This is a genomic window from Pseudomonas sp. GW456-E7, from assembly GCF_059424105.1.
Map to the genome: position 1 here is coordinate 71312 of NZ_JBWKZB010000022.1, position 19411 is coordinate 90722.

General features: G+C 61.1%; 16 protein-coding genes. 14 read left to right on the forward strand and 2 right to left on the reverse strand.

The features are described from left to right. Positions 1 to 56: 56 nt before the first annotated feature. Entirely contained in the window at positions 57 to 1046 is a 990-nt protein-coding gene (locus AC07YV_RS15925; RefSeq protein WP_102700190.1) for an alpha/beta hydrolase family protein, read from the reverse strand. 73 nt (positions 1047 to 1119) lie between these two features. On the opposite strand from AC07YV_RS15925, the gene AC07YV_RS15930 reads away from it, so the two are divergent. The 10 genes from AC07YV_RS15930 (at position 1120) to trpE (ending at position 13619) form a co-directional block, all read left to right on the forward strand. After that, the gene (locus AC07YV_RS15930; protein ID WP_102700191.1) at positions 1120 to 3516 is read left to right on the forward strand and encodes a PAS domain-containing sensor histidine kinase; all 2397 of its coding nucleotides are present in this window, start codon (positions 1120 to 1122) and stop codon (positions 3514 to 3516) included. A 92-nt stretch (positions 3517 to 3608) separates the two neighbouring features. Further along, positions 3609 to 4262, forward strand: coding sequence for a response regulator (locus AC07YV_RS15935; RefSeq protein ID WP_007993216.1), 654 nt, complete (start codon positions 3609 to 3611; stop codon positions 4260 to 4262). Positions 4263 to 4607: 345 nt separating this feature from the next. Further along, positions 4608 to 5732, forward strand: coding sequence for an ABC transporter ATP-binding protein (locus AC07YV_RS15940; protein ID WP_095964077.1), 1125 nt, complete (start codon positions 4608 to 4610; stop codon positions 5730 to 5732). Between the two features lie 48 nt (positions 5733 to 5780). Further along, positions 5781 to 6824: an ABC transporter substrate-binding protein gene (locus AC07YV_RS15945; RefSeq protein WP_102700192.1), complete on the forward strand. Its 1044-nt coding sequence runs from the start codon at positions 5781 to 5783 to the stop codon at positions 6822 to 6824. A 181-nt stretch (positions 6825 to 7005) separates the two neighbouring features. Beyond that, positions 7006 to 8253, forward strand: coding sequence for an ABC transporter permease (locus tag AC07YV_RS15950; RefSeq protein ID WP_007980201.1), 1248 nt, complete (start codon positions 7006 to 7008; stop codon positions 8251 to 8253). Positions 8254 to 8265: 12 nt separating this feature from the next. Then, positions 8266 to 9090, forward strand: coding sequence for an ABC transporter permease (locus AC07YV_RS15955; protein WP_007980200.1), 825 nt, complete (start codon positions 8266 to 8268; stop codon positions 9088 to 9090). A 224-nt stretch (positions 9091 to 9314) separates the two neighbouring features. Further along, the gene (locus tag AC07YV_RS15960; protein WP_102700194.1) at positions 9315 to 10463 is read left to right on the forward strand and encodes an iron-containing alcohol dehydrogenase; all 1149 of its coding nucleotides are present in this window, start codon (positions 9315 to 9317) and stop codon (positions 10461 to 10463) included. A gap of 115 nt (positions 10464 to 10578) precedes the next feature. Further along, complete coding sequence (rpe, locus tag AC07YV_RS15965; protein WP_007980198.1) at positions 10579 to 11253, forward strand: ribulose-phosphate 3-epimerase; 675 nt, start codon at positions 10579 to 10581, stop codon at positions 11251 to 11253. Next, positions 11250 to 12068, forward strand: a complete 819-nt coding sequence (locus tag AC07YV_RS15970) for a phosphoglycolate phosphatase (RefSeq protein ID WP_102700195.1) — start codon at positions 11250 to 11252, stop codon at positions 12066 to 12068. The genes rpe and AC07YV_RS15970 overlap by 4 nt, the downstream gene beginning before the upstream one ends. A gap of 69 nt (positions 12069 to 12137) precedes the next feature. After that, complete coding sequence (trpE, locus tag AC07YV_RS15975; RefSeq protein ID WP_102700196.1) at positions 12138 to 13619, forward strand: anthranilate synthase component I; 1482 nt, start codon at positions 12138 to 12140, stop codon at positions 13617 to 13619. Between the two features lie 182 nt (positions 13620 to 13801). Here the strand turns inward: trpE and estP are convergent, their stop codons facing one another. Then, the gene (gene estP, locus AC07YV_RS15980; RefSeq protein WP_102700198.1) at positions 13802 to 15712 is read right to left on the reverse strand and encodes an esterase EstP; all 1911 of its coding nucleotides are present in this window, start codon (positions 15710 to 15712) and stop codon (positions 13802 to 13804) included. 408 nt (positions 15713 to 16120) lie between these two features. Between estP and AC07YV_RS15985 the strand changes: the two genes are divergently transcribed. The 4 genes from AC07YV_RS15985 (at position 16121) to AC07YV_RS16000 (ending at position 19407) form a co-directional block, all read left to right on the forward strand. Then, complete coding sequence (locus AC07YV_RS15985; RefSeq protein ID WP_102700199.1) at positions 16121 to 16714, forward strand: aminodeoxychorismate/anthranilate synthase component II; 594 nt, start codon at positions 16121 to 16123, stop codon at positions 16712 to 16714. Between the two features lie 9 nt (positions 16715 to 16723). Further along, the gene (gene trpD / locus AC07YV_RS15990; RefSeq protein WP_102700200.1) at positions 16724 to 17773 is read left to right on the forward strand and encodes an anthranilate phosphoribosyltransferase; all 1050 of its coding nucleotides are present in this window, start codon (positions 16724 to 16726) and stop codon (positions 17771 to 17773) included. After that, positions 17770 to 18606 (forward strand): indole-3-glycerol phosphate synthase TrpC, encoded by an 837-nt coding sequence (gene trpC, locus AC07YV_RS15995; protein ID WP_102700201.1) that lies wholly within the window; start codon positions 17770 to 17772, stop codon positions 18604 to 18606. Before trpD ends, trpC begins: the two co-directional genes overlap by 4 nt. A 99-nt stretch (positions 18607 to 18705) precedes the next feature. Further along, a complete protein-coding gene (locus AC07YV_RS16000; RefSeq protein WP_102700202.1) occupies positions 18706 to 19407 on the forward strand; it encodes a lipoate--protein ligase family protein in 702 nt (233 codons plus the stop codon). The last annotated feature ends 4 nt before the right edge of the window (positions 19408 to 19411 follow it).

Genomic DNA, 19411 nt, shown 5'->3' on the forward strand with positions numbered 1-19411 from the left:
GATCGACATAAAACCTGTGGGAGCGGGCTTGCTCGCGAATGAAGCGCCTCGGTCTGTCAGTCCGCCGGGTTCTGTGGATTCAACCAACCCCGCACCCGCCGGAACAATTGCTCCTGTTCGGCCTTGCTATCGGGCAGGGCCTTGAGCGCGACCTGACTGAACGTCGAGGACTTCAAGCGTTTGCTGGCCTGCAGGCGTTCCAGCGCGGCGTTGCGGTCCAGCGCTTTGTCCTTGTAGTAAATATCGGCGGTCGGCAGCTTCAGGGACGGGGTCAGTTCCGCCAACTCGGGCTTCTCTGCCACTGGTGTGCGAGTGGCGACCATGACCAGTTTCTCGACTTGCGATGGTTGCTTCTCGCTCAGGTAGCGCGCCGCCCAATAGGCACCCGTGCCATGCCCCAGCACCACGATGCTGCGGGCGCTTTGTTGTTCGGCAAACGCGATCGCGGCGTCGATCCGGGCGAAGATGCGCTCGGCATCTGCTTTGGATTGTTCTTCGGTGGTTTCGGCGATGGCCTTGTCGGCCACATCGGCCTCGCCACCGGCCACCTGTTCGATCGGGGCTGCGGTGGTCGAGTCCTTGCTGCCGGCTTCGGGGGCTTTGGGAGCCGGCGTTGCCTCCACGATTCGTGGCGCAATGGCATCGCTTTGCAGGTCCGGCAAGGTGATACTCAGGCTGCTCCACTCGGCGTCCGGCAATTTGCGCCGCAACGGACCGACCGCTTGCGGCCAGTCAACGGTTTCGCCGGCGCCCGGGATGATAATCACCGCGCCTTTGGGTTCGGCGGTATTGGCCGGTTTCCACAATGCCAGAAAAGTCTCGGTGCCCGCTTGCAGTTGTTGCTGTTCCTGAGCCGGGATTTTTCGCTCGAGTGCAGTCGCTTCTTCCTGACTACGCTCAGGCAGCGGCTGACGTTCGAGTGGTTTTTCTTCGGCGGCCTTTTCTGCTGCGACAGGCGCCGGTTCGGCCGCCTCGACGGAAAAAACGCAAGGCAGGATCAGCGACAGGCACAATGCTGGCAGTGCCAGGCGGTAGACAGGGGGCATCGGATATTCCAGGCCAGAAGTTGTTCCGGCAGCCTAATGGGTTGGTCAGTATTTGTCAGTGTGTGAGAGTTCAATGATGCGTTTTCGCTGCCTGTGGGTTATCGGCTGTTTGTGGTTTCCCTTGATGGGTTGGGCGGCAGTCGTGCCCCCGGCGCACGTTGCCCAACTGACCCCGAAGCAACAGCATTGGCTGACGCAGCAGGGCGAGTTACGGGTCGGACTGGTGTTGCAGGCACCCTATGCGCAATACGATCGCCGCTTGCAGCGCCTGTCCGGGGTGAATGTCGACTTGATGAAGCGGCTGGCAAAGACCCTCGACGTCGAGCTGAGCTGGCGCAACTTTTCCGACCTTGAACAACTGGAAGCTGCCGCACGCGAAGGCGAAATCGACATCGCCCCGGGACTGACCCAGACACCTGGCGGGCTGCGCCTCTGGCAATTCTCCGACCCCTACATGCGGGTGCCGCAACTGGTGGTCAGCGACCAGAAAAGCGCCGGGGCAATCGAACTGGAAAAGCTCGACAGCCAGACCCGCGTCGCCGTGCGCATGCCCAGCGCCATCGCCGATTACCTGCACAGCAACTATCCGCACCTGAATCTGCAGGGCGTGCCGATGGAGCGCCAGGCATTGCAGTTACTGACGGGCCAGCAGGCGGCTTATGCGGTGATCGATGAAGCGCAATTGGGGCGCCTGTCCGTCGAACCGGAGTTTGCCGGGTTGGTGGTGGTCGGGGATGTCGGCCTGCCGCAGCTGTTGCGGGTAGCCACGCGTCGCGACAAACCGGAACTGGCAGGTATCGTCGAAAGCGCATTGCGGGCGATTCCGGCCAAGGACCTGGAGCAACTGCACAATCAATGGCTGCAACCCAAATATCCACGTCTCACCGAGTCGCGGGGGTTCTGGCAAAACCTCTGCCTGTTGCTGGCCGTGCTGGCGTTGAGTTGCGTGGCCATCGTGTTCTGGCAGCGTCGCCAGCAGCACAGCCTGGAACAACGCCTGATGGCTGCGCAGGAGGATATTGCCTTGCGTGCCGCCAGCGAAGAGGCGCTGCGGCTGACCCAGTTCTCCATCGATCAAAGCACCGTCGGCATCCTCTGGGTCAACTGGGACAGCCACGTGCGCTACGCCAATCGTGCGGCGGAAAGCATGCTCGGTTATCCACCCGGCGCGCTCATCGATCGGCCCTTGATCGATTTCGAACCCGGCCTGCACATGGATCGTTGGCTCAATCTGTGGAAGCGCGCCCGGGCCAGTGAAGAGGGCCCGCAAAGCTTCGAAACCAACTGCGTGCGCGCCGACGGCAGCATCCTGCCGGCCGATGTTTCGTTGAGCTTTCTACGTTTTCGCGATGGCGAATACCTGGTGGTTTACCTCAACGACGTCACCGAGCGGCGCCGCGCCCTGGCCGCCTTGCAGGAAAGCGAGGCGCGGCTGCAAGGCATCGCCGCCAACGTTCCGGGGCTGGTTTTCCGCCTGGAGCGGGCACCGGTGACTGGCCAGATCGACTTTGCCTACATCAGCGAAGGCAGCGAAAGCCTGGTGGGTTATTCACCGGCCACGCTGGCGCATCGCGATAAAGGCCTGCGTAGCCTGGTGCACCCGGATGACAAGGCGAGTTATCACCAGACCCAGGACCATGCGCTGGATACCGACAGCGACTGGTCGTGGCAAGGGCGAATCCTCACGCGTCAGGGCGAGCAGCGCTGGGCGGAAATCAAGGCCATCACCCGCCGGCTGGAGGACGGTGCCTATGTCTGGGACGGCATCGTCTGGGACATCAGCGAGAGCAAGCGCATCGAGCTTGAGCTGGCCAGCTCCCGGGAACAACTGCGTGAGTTGTCCGCGCACCTGGAGAGCGTGCGCGAAGAAGAAAAAGCGCGCATCGCCCGGGAAGTTCACGATGAACTGGGGCAGATGCTGACCGTGCTCAAGCTGGAAACCTCCATGTGCGAACTGGCTTACGCGCAACTTGATCCGGGCCTCAACGAGCGCCTGGGCAGCATGAAGCGCCTGATCGCCCAGCTCTTCCAGTTGGTTCGCGACGTGGCGACTGCCTTGCGCCCGCCGATTCTCGATGCCGGCATTGCCTCGGCCATCGAATGGCAGGCCCGGCGATTCGAGGCGCGTACGCAGATTCCGTGTCTGGTGCAGGTGCCGGACAATCTGCCGGTGCTCAGCGATGCCAAGGCCATCGGCCTGTTCCGGATCCTTCAGGAAGCACTGACCAATGTCATGCGCCATGCCCAGGCGCATACTGTTGAACTGACACTGGCGCTGGAAGGCGACGAGTTGTGCCTGACGGTCGCCGATGATGGCGTAGGATTTGTTGCTGCGCCTGGCAGGCCAACGTCCTTCGGGATCGTCGGAATGCGTGAGCGGGTGTTGATCATGGGGGGGGAGTTATTCCTTGAGAGTGAACCGGGTGAGGGTACGACGCTGAGTGTGCGCGTTCCACTGGACGAAGCCTGAAGAATTTTTGGTATCTGTGCTGACGCTTTCGCGAGCAGGCTCGCTCCCACAGGGGAAACGCATTCCAAATGTGGGAGCGGGCTTGCTCGCGAATGATCTTGAATCTGGAGAAGAACGTGATCCGTGTACTGGTAGCCGAAGACCACACCATTGTCCGCGAAGGCATCAAGCAGCTGATTGGCCTGGCCAAGGACTTGCTGGTGGTGGGGGAGGCGAGCAATGGCGAGCAGTTGCTCGACACCTTGCGTCATGTGCCCTGCGAAGTGGTGTTGCTGGACATTTCCATGCCGGGCGTCAATGGCCTGGAGGCCATTCCGCGGATTCGTGCCCTGAACAATCCGCCGGCGATCCTGGTGTTGTCGATGCACGATGAGGCACAAATGGCCGCCCGGGCGCTGAAGGTCGGGGCCGCCGGTTATGCAACCAAGGACAGCGATCCGGCACTGTTGCTGACCGCCATTCGCAAAGTGGCGTCAGGCGGGCGTTATATCGACCCGGAACTGGCTGATCGCATGGTCTTCGAAGTCGGCCTGACCGACTCGAGGCCATTGCATTCGTTGCTCTCCGAGCGCGAATTTTCCGTGTTCGAACGCCTGGCCCAGGGCGCCAACGTCAACGACATTGCCCAGCAACTGGCACTGAGCAGCAAGACCATCAGCACCCACAAGGCGCGGTTGATGCAGAAGCTCAACATCACCTCGCTGGCGGAGCTGGTGAAGTACGCGATGGAGCACAAGCTGCTCTGACTCCGCACGCGATCTCCCGTAGGAGCTGCCGCAGGCTGCGATCTTTTAGCGGCCTCAAGGTCGCTGAAGATCAAGATCAAGAGATCGCAGCCTGCGGCAGCTCCTACAGGGGACGAGGGGGCGTATCCATTTGCGACATTGCCCAATACCGCTTTTGCCTTTGCTGGCGGCCTGCAGCTGACCGCCGGTCACGGCGTTTGCCAAAACGCGCCATCCTTGTAGGGCAATCCCTACCCCCAACCTTCCATCCGGCTGAGGCGAATCTCTCTTGCCCCCCGATTTGCGTGGTCCCCAGCGTCCACTAGGCTTAACCCCACAGCAGTCATCAATAACAAAGGTGTGGGTATGAGCCAGGTCGATTCAAGCGCAGGGGCCAATGATGTTCTGGTCAGCTTTCGTGGAGTGCAGAAGAGCTACGACGGCGAGAACCTGATCGTCAAAGACCTCAACCTGGACATTCGCAAAGGCGAATTCCTCACGTTGCTCGGGCCGTCCGGCTCCGGCAAGACCACCAGCCTGATGATGCTCGCCGGCTTCGAAACGCCGACCGCGGGCGAAATCCTGTTGGCCGGGCGCGCCATCAACAACGTGCCGCCGCACAAGCGTGACATCGGCATGGTGTTTCAGAACTACGCGTTGTTCCCGCACATGACGGTGGCCGAGAACCTGGCGTTCCCGCTGACCGTGCGCGGCATGAACAAGAGCGACGTCAGTGCCCGGGTCAAGCGCGTGCTGAGCATGGTCCAGCTCGACAGCTTCGCCCAACGCTACCCGGCGCAGCTCTCCGGTGGTCAGCAACAGCGTGTGGCCTTGGCCCGGGCGCTGGTGTTCGAGCCGCAACTGGTGCTGATGGACGAACCCCTCGGTGCACTCGACAAACAACTGCGTGAACACATGCAGATGGAAATCAAGCACCTGCACCAGCGCCTGGGCGTCACCGTGGTCTACGTGACCCACGATCAGGGCGAAGCCCTGACCATGTCCGACCGTGTGGCGGTGTTCCATCAGGGCGAAATCCAGCAGATCGCACCGCCGCGCACCCTCTACGAAGAGCCGAAAAACACCTTCGTCGCCAACTTCATCGGCGAGAACAACCGTCTCAATGGTCGCCTGCACAGCCAGACCGGCGACCGTTGCATTGTGGAGCTCGGGCGCGGTGAGAAGGTGGAAGCCCTGGCGGTCAACGTTGGCCAGACCGGCGAGCCGGTGACCCTGTCCATTCGTCCGGAGCGAGTGAGCCTCAACGGCTCCAGCGACCAATGCGTCAACCGCTTCTCCGGGCGGGTCGAGGAATTCATCTATCTGGGCGACCACGTCCGGGTGCGCATGGAAGTCTGCGGCAAGACCGACTTCTTCGTGAAACAACCGATTGCCGAGCTTGATCCCTCGCTCGCCGTCGGCGACGTGGTACCGCTTGGCTGGCAGGTCGAGCACGTTCGTGCACTCGATCCCCTTCTAGAGGCGAACTGATCGCCCCGGCAATACCAACACCAACCCTGCACGTGGAGAGAACAATAAATGTTGAGATCCCTGAAATTCACCGCTTTGGCACTGGGCATGATGGGCGCGGCACACGCAATGGCGGCCGGCCCTGACCTGACCGTGGTGTCCTTTGGCGGGGCGAACAAGGCGGCTCAGGTCAAAGCCTTCTACGCACCGTGGGAAGCGGCAGGCAACGGCAAGATCGTGGCCGGCGAGTACAACGGCGAAATGGCCAAGGTCAAGGCCATGGTCGACACCAAGAGCGTGTCCTGGGATCTGGTAGAGGTTGAGTCGCCGGAACTGTCCCGTGGTTGCGACGAAGACATGTTCGAACAGCTTGATCCGAAGTTGTTCGGCAAGACCGAAGACTACGTCAAGGGCGCCATCCAGCCGTGCGGCGTGGGTTTCTTCGTGTGGTCGACCGTGCTGGCCTACAACGCCGACAAGCTGAAAACCGCACCGACCAGCTGGGTGGACTTCTGGGACACCAAGCAGTTCCCGGGCAAGCGTGGCCTGCGTAAAGGCGCCAAGTACACCCTGGAATTCGCACTGATGGCCGACGGCGTTGCGCCGAAGGACGTCTACAAAGTGCTGGCCGGCAAAGACGGTCAGGACCGCGCGTTCAAGAAGCTCGATGAACTCAAGCCGAACATCCAGTGGTGGGAAGCCGGTGCACAACCGCCGCAATACCTTGCTTCCGGTGACGTGGTCATGAGTTCGGCCTACAACGGCCGGATCGCTGCCGTGCAGAAAGAAAGCAACCTGAAAGTCGTGTGGAACGGTGGCATCTACGACTTCGACGCATGGGCCATTCCAAAAGGTCTCGATGCCAAGCGCGCTGAAGCGGCGAAGAAGTTCATCGCCTTCTCGGTAATGCCACAGCAGCAGAAGACTTACTCGGAAAACATCGCCTACGGCCCGGCCAACACCCAAGCCGTACCCTTGCTGGCCAAGGATGTCCTGAAAGACATGCCGACCACCCCGGAAAACATCGCCAACCAGGTGCAGATCGACGTCAGCTTCTGGGCTGACAACGGCGAGCAACTGGAACAGCGCTTCAATTCCTGGGCGGCCAAGTAAGACCGCACCGCGGGCTTACGCTGTAGGAGCGAGCTTGCTCGCGAAAGCGGTGGGTCAATCAACATAGATGTTGAATGTGATGGCCTCATCGCGAGCAAGCTCGCTCCCACAGGTTGCGGTGTTTCAACACAACAGAGGTGGTTCTCCGCCTCTGTACGATCAAAGATTTTCGGAGTACGTCATGGCTATCGCCGTTCCCCTGAACGAGGGCACCAGCCCCACCTTGAAGCAGCGGCTCAAGCACGCCGAGCGGGTCAACCGCTGGAAGGCCCAGGCGTTGATCGCGCCGCTGGTGCTGTTTCTGTTGCTGGTGTTCCTGGTGCCAATCGTGGCGCTGCTCTACAAAAGCGTTGGCAACCCGGAAGTGGTCGGCGGCATGCCGCGCACCGTGACCGCCATCGCCAGCTGGGACGGCCGCGGCCTGCCCGCTGAACCGGTTTACAAAGCGGCGGCCGAAGACCTCGCCGAAGCCCGCAAGAATCAGACACTGGGCGATCTGTCCAAGCGCCTGAACATGGAACTGGCCGGCTACCGCAGCCTGCTGACCAAAACTGCCCGCGCCTTGCCGCTCGCCACCGAGCCGGCCTCTTATAAAGAAGCGCTGGAAGGTCTCGATGAGCGCTGGGGCGACCCGGCCTACTGGCAAGCGGTGCGCCGCAACACCAGCAGCATCACCCCGTATTACCTGCTGGCAGCTGTCGATCATCGCATCGACGACCTCGGCGAAATCGCCCCGGCCACCCCGGACCAGGCGATCTACCTCGACATCTTCGCCCGCACCTTCTGGATGGGCCTGATCATCACCGTGATCTGCCTGGTGCTGGCGTATCCACTGGCTTACCTGCTGGCCAATCTGCCGTCGCGCCAGAGCAACCTGCTGATGATCCTGGTGCTGCTGCCGTTCTGGACCTCGATCCTGGTGCGGGTCGCGGCGTGGATCGTGTTGCTGCAGTCGGGCGGCCTGATCAACAGCGGCCTGATGGCCATGGGCATCATCGACAAGCCGATCGAACTGGTGTTCAACCGCGTCGGTGTCTACATCTCCATGGTGCACATCCTGCTGCCGTTCATGATCCTGCCGATCTACAGCGTGATGAAAGGCATCTCGCCGACTTACATGCGCGCCGCGATTTCCCTCGGCTGCCATCCGTTCGCCAGTTTCTGGCGGGTGTACTTCCCGCAGACCTATGCCGGCGTCGGTGCCGGTTGCCTGTTGGTGTTCATCCTCGCCATCGGCTACTACATCACCCCGGCATTGCTGGGCAGCCCGAACGATCAGATGGTCAGCTACTTCGTCGCCTTCTACACCAACACCAGCATCAACTGGGGCATGGCGACCGCACTCGGTGGGCTGCTGTTGCTCGCAACGGTCGTGCTTTATCTGATTTACAGCTGGCTGGTGGGCGCGAGCCGCCTGCGCCTGAGCTAAGGGGAGAACGAAATGCTGAGTCCTTACATGTCGCCCATCGAACGGGTGTGGTTCTACAGCTTGCGGATTCTCTGCGGCTTGATTCTGTTGTTCCTGATCCTACCGGTGCTGGTGATCATTCCGCTGTCGTTCAACTCCGGCAGTTTCCTGGTGTACCCGCTGCAAGGTTTCTCGCTGCAGTGGTACCACGATTTCTTCGCCTCGGCGGAGTGGATGCGCGCCCTGAAGAACAGCATCATCGTCGCCCCGGCGGCCACGGTGCTGGCCATGGTCTTCGGTACATTGGCGGCCATCGGCCTGACCCGCGGCGACTTCCCCGGCAAGGCGCTGGTGATGGCGCTGGTGATTTCGCCGATGGTGGTGCCAGTGGTGATCATCGGTGTGGCCAGTTACCTGTTCTTCGCTCCGCTGGGGCTGGGTAACAGCTTCTTCTCGCTGATCGTGGTGCATGCGGTGTTGGGTGTGCCGTTTGTGATCATTACCGTCTCGGCGACCTTGCAAGGGTTCAACCACAATCTGGTGCGGGCTGCAGCGAGCCTGGGCGCTTCGCCGCTGACCACGTTCCGCCGGGTGACCTTGCCGCTGATCGCGCCGGGCGTGATCTCGGGGGCGCTGTTCGCCTTCGCGACGTCGTTCGATGAGGTGGTGGTGACGCTGTTCCTCGCCGGCCCTGAACAAGCGACCCTGCCACGGCAGATGTTCAGCGGTATCCGCGAAAACCTCAGCCCGACCATCGCCGCCGCCGCGACGCTGCTGATTGCCTTCTCGGTGATCCTGTTGCTGACCCTGGAATGGCTGCGTGGGCGTAGCGAGAAACTGCGTACTGCGCAGGTCTGAAGCCACGCCCCGATCACCTGTAGGAGCGAGCCTGCTCGCGATGGTCGTCAACGATAACGCTGGAAGCCTGACACCCAGCGGCGTTTTCAAGTCCATCGCGAGCAAGCTCGCTCCTACATGGGTTCTCCAGTGTCTGTTCGGTCATTCACGACCCGAATGGCAGACAAACCCCAATCCCCAGCTACTATTGTGCCCAGCTCCCCTACCTATAAGAGGCTGCGCACATGAGTCTTTCCTCTTTCAAGATCGCTCACAAACTGATCACCGGCGCAGGTGCCATCGAGCAGCTGTCCGCCGAGCTGGCGCGTCTGGACATTGATAATCCGCTGATCGTCACCGATGCCGCCCTGGTTAAGTCCGGTACGGTAGAACTGGCGCTGGCGCAGTTGGGCGAACGCAGCTACGAGATTTTCGACCGGGTACTGCCGGACCCGGAAATTGCCATCGTCGAAGATTGCATGCAGGTGTATCGCGAGGGCGGGCATGACGGCCTGATCGGCCTGGGCGGCGGCAGTGCCATCGACATTGCCAAGAGCGTGGCGGCCTATGCCGGATACCACGGTGCGCTGGAGGATCTGTTCGGTATCGATCAGGTCCCGCGCAAAGGCCCGCCGCTGATCGCCATCCCGACCACGGCCGGCACTGGTTCGGAAGTGACCAACGTCGCGATCCTTTCCGACAAGGTCGCGCAACTGAAAAAGGGCATCGTCAGCGACTATTTGTTGCCGGATGTGGCGCTGGTCAGTCCGCAAATGACCCTGACCTGTCCGCGCAGCGTCACGGCGGCCAGCGGCGTCGATGCGCTGGTGCATGCCATCGAGTCCTATCTGTCGGTCAATGCCTCGCCGATTACCGATGCCCTGGCCATCGGCGCCATCAAGTTGATCGCCAAGGCCTTGCCCAAGGCCTACGCCAACCCGTCGAACCTGCAAGCCCGGGAAGACATGGCCACCGCCAGCCTGATGGCCGGCATGGCGTTCGGCAATGCCGGGGTCGGCGCGGTGCATGCGCTGGCGTATCCGTTGGGCGGACGCTTCAACATTGCCCATGGCGTGAGTAATGCCTTGCTACTGCCCTATGTCATGACCTGGAACAAGATGGCCTGCATCGAACGGATGCAGGATATCGCCGAGGCCATGGGCGTGAAGACCGCTCATCTGAGTGTCAACGAAGCGGCTGACAAAGCCGTGCAAGCCATGACCGAGTTGTGTGCCGCCGTGGAAATTCCCCAGGGCCTGCGCAGTTTCGGTGTACCCGAGGACGCCATCGCGTCCATGGCCGTGGAAGCGGCGGGGGTCGAGCGCCTGATGCGCAATAACCCGCGCAAGTTGAGTGCCGTCGATATCGAGAAGATCTATCGCGCGGCGTACTAGAGACTCTGCCGTTGATGGATGATGGCAAGGTCCAATCATCGCGCTCACGGTGCGCGCGTCAAAGCATGAGGTATACAATGCGCGCCATCGTGATTCTGCTCAGAAAAGGTGCGTCATGCAGCCCTTCGTAATTGCTCCGTCGATTCTCTCCGCCGACTTCGCCCGCCTGGGTGAAGAAGTGGACAACGTCCTGGCCGCCGGCGCCGACTTCGTGCACTTCGATGTCATGGATAATCACTACGTACCGAACCTGACCATCGGCCCGATGGTCTGCTCGGCACTGCGCAAGTACGGCGTGACCGCGCCGATCGACGCGCACCTGATGGTCAGCCCGGTGGACCGCATCGTCGGCGACTTCATCGAAGCCGGTGCGACCTACATCACCTTCCACCCGGAAGCCACCCAGCACGTCGACCGCTCCCTGCAACTGATCCGCGAAGGCGGCTGCAAGTCGGGCCTGGTGTTCAACCCGGCGACTCCGCTGGACGTGCTCAAATACGTGATGGACAAGGTCGACATGATCCTGCTGATGAGCGTCAACCCGGGCTTCGGCGGGCAGAAGTTCATCCCCGGCACCCTCGACAAACTGCGTGAAGCGCGGGCCTTGATCGATGCTTCGGGCCGTGACATTCGCCTGGAAATCGACGGCGGCGTGAACGTCAACAACATTCGCGAAATCGCTGCGGCCGGTGCTGACACCTTCGTCGCCGGCTCGGCCATCTTCAATGCGCCGAACTATCAGGAAGTCATCGACAAGATGCGCTCCGAACTGGCGCTGGCTCGCCCATGAGTGGCTTTGAGCAGCTGTTCCCGGGGCAATTGCCACGGCTGGTGATGTTCGATCTGGACGGCACGTTGATCGATTCGGTCCCGGACCTGGCAGTGTCTGTGGACAAGATGCTGCTCAATCTCGGTCGCCAACCCGCCGGCCTGGATGCAGTGCGCGAATGGGTCGGCAATGGCGCGCCGGTACTGGTGCGTCGTGCACTGGCCGGCGGCATCGATCATTCGGCGGTCGATAACGCCGAGGCCGAACGGGCGCTGGAGTATTTCATGCAGGCCTATAGCGAGAGCCATGAGCTGACGGTGGTTTACCCCGGCGTGCGCGATACCCTCAAATGGTTGCAAAAGCAGGGTGTCGAGATGGCGCTGATCACCAACAAGCCGGAGCGTTTCGTCGCGCCGCTGCTGGACCAGATGAAGATCGGCCGTTATTTCCGCTGGATCATCGGCGGCGACACTCTGCCACAGAAAAAACCCGATCCGGCCGCGCTGTTTTTCGTGATGAAAATGGCCAACATTCCGGCTTCGCAGTCGTTGTTCGTCGGCGATTCACGCAGCGATGTGCTGGCGGCGAAAGCGGCGGGGGTCAAGTGTGTGGCCCTGAGCTACGGCTATAACCACGGTCGGCCAATCGAGGAAGAATCGCCGGCGCTGGTGATCGATGACCTGCGCAAACTAATTCCCGGTTGCCTGGATCCGGCCGCTGAGATAACGTTGGCCGACGCTGTCAAACCCCCTTCTGGAAACGCCATCGTGGTGGTCACTCGCAAACTCTGGATGAAAGTCATCAAGGCCCTGGCCCGCTGGCGTTGGCGCGCCTGACTTGATCCTGGCCGGTTGCCGGCGCGTTTGCATACCTGACTGTTCGACCCTCAAGCCACGAGGCACCTCATGATCCGCGAAGAATTCCTGCGTTTGGCCGCTGCCGGCTACAACCGCATTCCGCTTGCCTGCGAAACCCTGGCCGACTTCGACACGCCGCTGTCGATCTACCTGAAGCTGGCCGACGAGCCCAATTCCTACTTGCTGGAGTCCGTACAGGGCGGCGAGAAGTGGGGCCGTTACTCGATCATCGGCCTGCCGTGCCGCACTGTGCTGCGGGTTCACGACCATCACGTCAGCGTGACCGTCGACGGCGTCGAGACCGAAAGCCACGACGTGGAAGACCCGCTGGCCTTCGTCGAAACCTTCAAGGCCCGCTACAACGTGCCGACCATCGCCGGCCTGCCGCGTTTCAACGGCGGCCTGGTGGGCTACTTCGGTTATGACTGCGTGCGTTACGTGGAGAAGCGTCTGGGCAAATGCCCGAACCCGGATCCGCTGGGCGTGCCGGACATTCTGCTGATGGTCTCCGACGCCGTTGTGGTGTTCGACAACCTCGCCGGCAAGATGCACGCCATCGTGCTGGCCGACCCGGCGCAGGAAGACGCCTTCGAGCAAGGCCGAGCGCGCCTGGAAGAGCTGCTGGAAAAACTGCGCCAGCCGATCACCCCGCGCCGCGGCCTGGACTTCAGCCAGCAACAATCGGCTGACCCGGTGTTCCGCTCCAGCTTCACCCAGGACGATTACGAAAAAGCCGTCGATACCATCAAGGAATACATCCTGGCCGGCGACTGCATGCAGGTCGTGCCGTCCCAGCGCATGTCGATCGACTTCAAGGCCGCGCCGATCGATCTGTACCGCGCGCTGCGCTGCTTCAACCCGACGCCTTACATGTACTTCTTCAACTTTGGCGACTTCCACGTCGTCGGCAGTTCGCCGGAAGTGCTGGTGCGGGTCGAAGACAACCTGATTACCGTGCGCCCGATTGCCGGCACCCGCCCACGCGGGGCCAATGAAGAAGCTGACCTGGCACTGGAAAAAGACCTGCTGTCGGACGACAAGGAAATCGCCGAACACTTGATGCTGATCGACCTCGGTCGCAACGACACCGGTCGTGTCTCGGAAATCGGCTCGGTGAAGCTCACCGAGAAAATGGTCATCGAGCGTTATTCCAACGTGATGCACATCGTGTCCAACGTTACCGGGCAACTAAAGGCCGGGCTGACGGCAATGGATGCGCTGCGGGCAATTCTGCCGGCGGGCACCTTGTCTGGCGCGCCGAAGATTCGCGCGATGGAAATCATCGACGAACTGGAGCCGGTCAAGCGTGGCGTCTACGGCGGTGCGGTCGGTTACTTCGCCTGGAACGGCAACATGGACACCGCGATTGCGATCCGCACGGCGGTGATCAAGAGCGGTGAGCTGCATGTGCAGGCCGGTGGCGGCATCGTCGCCGACTCGGTGCCGGCATTGGAATGGGAAGAAACCCTGAACAAGCGCCGCGCAATGTTCCGCGCCGTGGCGCTGGCCGAACAAACCCCGAGCACCTGAGTTCAATACAGTGGCAAAGGGGCTTTTTGTGGCGAGGGAGCTTGCTCCCGCTGGCCTGCGAAGCAGGCCCCATCGACGACTGCTTCGCAGCCGAACGCGAGCAAGCTCGCTCGCCACAATAAGTGTTCAGCATAAAAAAACGCGGCGCCTGTGAGGGCGCCGCGTTTTTTATTGCCTGACCATCAGAAGTCCAGCGCAACACCTACGTTGATGCCTTGTTGGGTGAAGTCGTCGTCCCTGCGAATGTTGTAGCTGGCGCGCAATGCCAGGTCGCGGGTGAGGTTGTGGCTCACCCCCAGGTTCACGCGCTGCAAGTGGCTTTGTGGGGTGTAGCCTTCCAGCGTGAACTGGTTGTTCGGCAGGCTGTTGAGGTTGATGCCCACGTCCTGGGTATCGTCGTTGTACTCACGCTCGATTGCCGCTTCGCCGAACACCTGGGTTTGCGGGGTGATCTGGTATTTACCCTGCAGGCCAGCACCCAGGCGCCGGGAAATCACTTCCTGATCGGCAAAGGTCAGTGCCGTGGAATCGTTGCCGTCCTCCGAGTAGCCGTCGACTTTCGCCTTGGAGAAATCAGCGCTGATAAACGGCGACACGTGCCAGGGGCTGCTGGCATGTTGTGCAATGTCGTAACCCAGGCGAGCGCTGAAGGCTTCGATGTAGCCGCTGGTATCGCCTTTTTCACTGCGTTCGTTGGCGCCCAACTGGAACTTGCGCTTGAGGCTGTCGTAATCCAGATGGCCGGCCGTCAACGCCACGTCCGCCCAGACACGGTTTTGCTGGTATTGGGCGAATGCCGTGCCCAGGTAAGCGTTGAGCTTGTAGTCGGAGTCGTTGCTGCCGGCTTCGAGTTTCTGGTTATAGAAACCCGCCGCCAGGCCGACGCGCCAGGCATCATCGATGCGGTAGCTGCCACCGATGTTCAGGTTGGCTCCGTTGCCGTCGGCACTGACCGCGCTGTCCTGGCTGTCAAAGTCCTGATGCTGTCCGCCGCCAGAAACAATGGCTCGCCATTGGCCGACGCCCTGCCAGTTTTGCCAATCGGCCAGCCACTGGTTGCGCAATTCATCCTGATGCGCGCGCACGGTGCCCTGGGCCATTTCCGGCAGTAATGTCAGCTCCCACGGTGCTGCCAGCAGGGAATACGCGTAGTCGGCAATCAGGCGCTGCCCGGTTTCTGTGGGGTGCACGGAGTCGTTGTAGATCAGCTTGGTCGGGTCCGGCGTGGCGCTGTTGATGCCGTAACGGGCATTCTCGGTACAACCGTTGCCGCTGAAACAGGTGGTGATGAGGTTCTGGTCGGTGGCCAGGCCAAACTGCGCCGGGTTGGCGAACGTCTCTTTGAGCAGTACCGGAATGTTGAGCGGGATGACTTCGGCATTGATGTTCTGCAGTCGGCTTACCAGTTCACTGTTGAACTGGGCGCTGAGTTGGGACGTGAACGCTTGCAGCGGGGTGCCGTTGAACGCCGGGGTAAAGCCGATATCGGGCAGCAACCAGACCATGACGTATTTGGCGCCGGCGGTTTGCAGCGTCTGCACGCTGTCGGCCAGTCGGTCGGCGGCGGCACTGGCCTGGGGCAGGCTGGTGACGCGACCTTGCAGGAAGTCGTTACCACCACCCGACAGGTAATACAGTGCGTTCGGGTCGGCACGGAAGTTGTTCGACGGCAGGTATCCGGCGCGGGTGCGTTCGCCGGTGGCGGAAACGCTGGTGATCGAATCCAGGATCTGATCCGTACGGTATCCGCCGACGGCCCAGTTGTTGCCATCGGGCTGGCCATTGCTGGCGCGCACGGCCGAATTGGATGATGCGGTCTGGTCCGCCGAGAACCCGAGTTTTCCACCCAGTATCTGCGTGGAGTTGAGCGAGCGGACTTCGCCGCTGCCATCCAGATAGACCGGTCCTGTCCGGTTGGTAAAGCGCTGCGTCGCCCCGGCAGGCCCGCCGGTGTCGGCAAAGGTCCCGGCGTCGTTGAGGCTGTCCCCGAAGACCACGAAATTTGTATAAGGATTGGGTGCGGCGTTCGCCTGGGCGCATGCCATCGCGAGCAAGCATCCTGCGAGCGGTACAAACAACGACTGTTTGATCATGAGCAAGTCCGTTTATTTATTGTTGTAGTGAACGAAACGACAGTACCAAAAACTTTCGGCCTTTTGCCATCTGTCGCGAAGCCTTTGATAGTTTCGCGGGCAGTAGCCCCGGCGATATTGCACGCTCTGCCCAGCTAAGTTACTGTGCCGGGACGTACGAACGAGACCTTCCCCGTGTTGATCATCAGCAAACTCCTGGATCAAGTCATCAAGGCACACGCCCGCTGGCGTTGGCGCGCCTGAATTCTTTTGCCGGCCTCGCCGGACCTGTACCGCTTCGCCTTCTTTACCTGTTTGAAATGCCGCTTTGCTGGCGCTACTCCAGCACCTGACAAAGCGCAGCGCTCTGCGGGTCAATCATTCGAAGGCCATCTTTAAAGTCAGTGAATTCAAGAGGTTCTTAACGCCATGTTGCTGATGATCGATAACTACGACTCCTTTACCTACAACGTTGTGCAGTACCTGGGCGAGCTCGGCTCCCAGGTCAAAGTCGTGCGCAACGATGAACTGACCATCGCTGAAATCGAAGCCCTCAATCCTGAGCGCATCGTGGTGTCCCCCGGTCCTTGCACCCCGACCGAAGCCGGCATCTCGATTGAAGCGATCAAGCATTTCGCCGGCAAACTGCCGATTCTTGGCGTCTGCCTGGGTCACCAATCCATCGGCCAGGCCTTTGGCGGCGATGTGGTGCGCGCCCGTCAAGTGATGCACGGTAAGACTAGTCCGGTATTTCACGAGGACAAGGGTGTATTCGCAGGCCTGAATCGTCCGCTGACGGTGACCCGCTATCATTCATTGATCGTCAAGCGCGAAACCCTGCCCGATTGCCTGGAGCTGACGGCCTGGACCCAGCTTGAAGACGGCTCGATCGACGAGATCATGGGCCTGCGTCACAAGACCCTGAACATCGAAGGCGTGCAGTTTCACCCGGAATCGATCCTCACCGAGCAGGGCCACGAACTGTTCGCCAACTTCCTCAAACAAACCGGCGGCACGCGCTAAGGACTTATCATGAACATCAAGACAGCCCTGGGCCGTATCGTCGATCACCTCGACCTCAGCACCGATGAAATGCGCGACGTGATGCGCGAAATCATGACCGGGCAATGCACGGACGCACAGATCGGCGCGTTCATGATGGCCATGCGCATGAAGAGCGAAAGCATCGATGAAATCGTCGGCGCGGTGTCGGTGATGCGCGAACTGGCGGACAAGGTCGAACTCAAGACCCTCGACGGTGTGGTCGATGTGGTGGGCACCGGCGGCGACGGCGCCAATATCTTCAACGTGTCGACCGCCTCCGCTTTCGTGGTTGCCGCTGCTGGCTGCACCGTGGCCAAGCATGGCAACCGTGCAGTCTCGGGCAAAAGCGGCAGCGCCGATCTGCTGGAGGCGGCCGGCATCTACCTGAACCTGACGCCGGTGCAAGTGGCGCGCTGCATTGACAACGTCGGTATTGGTTTCATGTTTGCCCAGACTCACCACAGCGCCATGAAGCACGCCGCAGGTCCGCGCAAGGATCTGGGGCTGCGAACGCTGTTCAACATGCTCGGCCCGCTTACGAATCCGGCCGGTGTGAAGCATCAGGTGGTAGGCGTATTCACCCAGGCCTTGTGCCGGCCGCTGGCGGAAGTGTTGCAGCGTCTGGGCAGCAAGCATGTGCTGGTGGTGCATTCGAAGGATGGCCTGGACGAATTCAGCCTGGCTGCACCGACTTTTGTCGCTGAGCTGAAGGATGGCCAGATCACCGAGTATTGGGTCGAGCCCGAAGACCTGGGCATGAAGAGCCAGAGCCTGCATGGCCTGGCCGTGGAAAGCCCGGCGGCGTCCCTGGAGCTGATTCGCGATGCCCTGGGCAAGCGCAAGACCGAGAACGGTCAGAAAGCGGCCGAAATGATCATGCTCAATGCCGGTGCCGCACTGTATGCGGCCGACCATGCCAGCAGTTTGAAAGAGGGAGTTGCACTTGCGCACGATGCGCTGCACACCGGTCTTGCTCGAGAAAAGCTAGAGGAATTGGGTGCATTTACCGCGGTATTCAAAGTGGAGAATGAAGGATGAGTGTACCGACGGTTCTGGAAAAGATTCTGGCACGCAAAGTTGAGGAAGTGGCCGAGCGCAGCGCTCGCGTCAGCCTCGCCGAGCTGGAAAACCTGGCCAAGACGGCCGATGCACCTCGTGGTTTTGCCAAGGCATTGCTGGCTCAGGCCAAGCTGAAGCAACCGGCAGTCATTGCTGAAATCAAGAAAGCTTCCCCGAGCAAAGGTGTGATCCGCGAGAATTTCGTTCCCGCCGATATCGCCAGAAGCTACGAGAAGGGCGGTGCGACCTGCCTGTCGGTACTCACCGACATCGACTACTTCCAGGGCGCCGATGCGTACCTGCAGCAGGCCCGCGCAGCGTGCCAACTGCCGGTGATCCGCAAGGACTTCATGATCGATCCTTACCAGATCGTCGAAGCCAGGGCCCTGGGTGCCGATTGCGTGCTGTTGATCGTGTCCGCGCTGGATGACGTGAAAATGGCCGAGCTGGCGGCCGTGGCCAAAAGCGTCAACCTTGATGTGCTGGTGGAAGTCCACGACGGCGATGAGCTGGAGCGGGCTTTGAAAACCCTCGATACTCCGCTGGTCGGCGTGAACAACCGCAACCTGCACACCTTCGACGTCAGCCTGGAAACCACCCTCGACCTGTTGCCGCGGATTCCGCGCGATCGTCTGGTCATCACCGAGAGCGGCATTCTCAACCGCGCCGATGTCGAACTGATGGAAATCAGCGACGTCTACGCGTTCCTGGTCGGCGAAGCATTCATGCGCGCCGAAAGCCCGGGTACCGAATTGCAGCGACTGTTCTTCCCCGAGCGTGGCGTTCCAGTCAGCGGCTCGACCCTCGACTAAACACATCTTCACAGGCAAACCGCTTCCACTGTGGGGGCGGGCTTGCCCGCGAAGAGGCCCGCAAATCCCCTAGAGACCTCAGGTCTGTCGGAGCCTTCCATGTCGCTGCCAACCTCCCTGACCATCGAAGCCGGCCTGCAGGCCGAACAAGATCTGCTGGCCTCGGTTTGCGCCGGCGACGCGGAGTTCGGCCTGCTGTTCTGGCAACCGAGCGATCAGGCATTGGTCATGCCGCGCCGCTTGAATCGCTTGCCGGGTTTCGAGGCGGCCTGTGAAGTGTCGGCGGCAGCAGGTTGGCCGGTGCTGCTGCGCGATACCGGCGGCGAACCGGTTCCACAATCCGCCACAACGATCAATATCGCCCTGGTTTACGCGCCTCCACGCAGCGAAGGTGATTTGAACCGCATCGAAACCGGTTACCGGCGCCTCTGCGACCCTATCTGCCAGTTGCTGGATGAATTGGGTGGCACGTCGTCCCTTGGCGAAATCGACGGTGCGTTCTGCGATGGTCGCTTCAACGTCAACCTCGACGGGCGCAAAATGGTTGGCACCGCCCAGCGCTGGCGCCAGAGCCAGGGTGGCCAGCGTCCGGTAGGCCTGGTGCACGGTGCGATGCTGATGGATAACGACCGGGCGTCAATGGTCGCCGCGGTCAATCGCTTCAACGAGGCCTGTGGTCTGGAGCAACGAGTACGCGCCGAAAGCCACATCGCATTGCATGAGAAGTTCACGGCACCCGATGCACTGGCGCGCCTCGACGAACTCTATCGGTTGATGCTGGCACAGATGTTCAGCGGCTAGGTTT

What these genes read in the sequence shown, in the direction of transcription:
- trpC (WP_102700201.1), top strand. Translation starts at nt 17,770, where the DNA reads ATGAGTGTACCGACGGTTCTGGAAAAGATTCTGGCACGCAAAGTTGAG.
- AC07YV_RS15930 (WP_102700191.1), top strand. Translation starts at nt 1,120, where the DNA reads ATGATGCGTTTTCGCTGCCTGTGGGTTATCGGCTGTTTGTGGTTTCCC.
- trpD (WP_102700200.1), top strand. Translation starts at nt 16,724, where the DNA reads ATGAACATCAAGACAGCCCTGGGCCGTATCGTCGATCACCTCGACCTC.
- AC07YV_RS16000 (WP_102700202.1), top strand. Translation starts at nt 18,706, where the DNA reads ATGTCGCTGCCAACCTCCCTGACCATCGAAGCCGGCCTGCAGGCCGAA.
- AC07YV_RS15940 (WP_095964077.1), top strand. Translation starts at nt 4,608, where the DNA reads ATGAGCCAGGTCGATTCAAGCGCAGGGGCCAATGATGTTCTGGTCAGC.
- AC07YV_RS15950 (WP_007980201.1), top strand. Translation starts at nt 7,006, where the DNA reads ATGGCTATCGCCGTTCCCCTGAACGAGGGCACCAGCCCCACCTTGAAG.
- AC07YV_RS15985 (WP_102700199.1), top strand. Translation starts at nt 16,121, where the DNA reads ATGTTGCTGATGATCGATAACTACGACTCCTTTACCTACAACGTTGTG.
- AC07YV_RS15935 (WP_007993216.1), top strand. Translation starts at nt 3,609, where the DNA reads ATGATCTTGAATCTGGAGAAGAACGTGATCCGTGTACTGGTAGCCGAA.
- AC07YV_RS15925 (WP_102700190.1), bottom strand. Translation starts at nt 1,046, where the DNA reads ATGCCCCCTGTCTACCGCCTGGCACTGCCAGCATTGTGCCTGTCGCTG.
- AC07YV_RS15945 (WP_102700192.1), top strand. Translation starts at nt 5,781, where the DNA reads ATGTTGAGATCCCTGAAATTCACCGCTTTGGCACTGGGCATGATGGGC.
- estP (WP_102700198.1), bottom strand. Translation starts at nt 15,712, where the DNA reads ATGATCAAACAGTCGTTGTTTGTACCGCTCGCAGGATGCTTGCTCGCG.
- AC07YV_RS15955 (WP_007980200.1), top strand. Translation starts at nt 8,266, where the DNA reads ATGCTGAGTCCTTACATGTCGCCCATCGAACGGGTGTGGTTCTACAGC.
- AC07YV_RS15960 (WP_102700194.1), top strand. Translation starts at nt 9,315, where the DNA reads ATGAGTCTTTCCTCTTTCAAGATCGCTCACAAACTGATCACCGGCGCA.
- rpe (WP_007980198.1), top strand. Translation starts at nt 10,579, where the DNA reads ATGCAGCCCTTCGTAATTGCTCCGTCGATTCTCTCCGCCGACTTCGCC.
- trpE (WP_102700196.1), top strand. Translation starts at nt 12,138, where the DNA reads ATGATCCGCGAAGAATTCCTGCGTTTGGCCGCTGCCGGCTACAACCGC.
- AC07YV_RS15970 (WP_102700195.1), top strand. Translation starts at nt 11,250, where the DNA reads ATGAGTGGCTTTGAGCAGCTGTTCCCGGGGCAATTGCCACGGCTGGTG.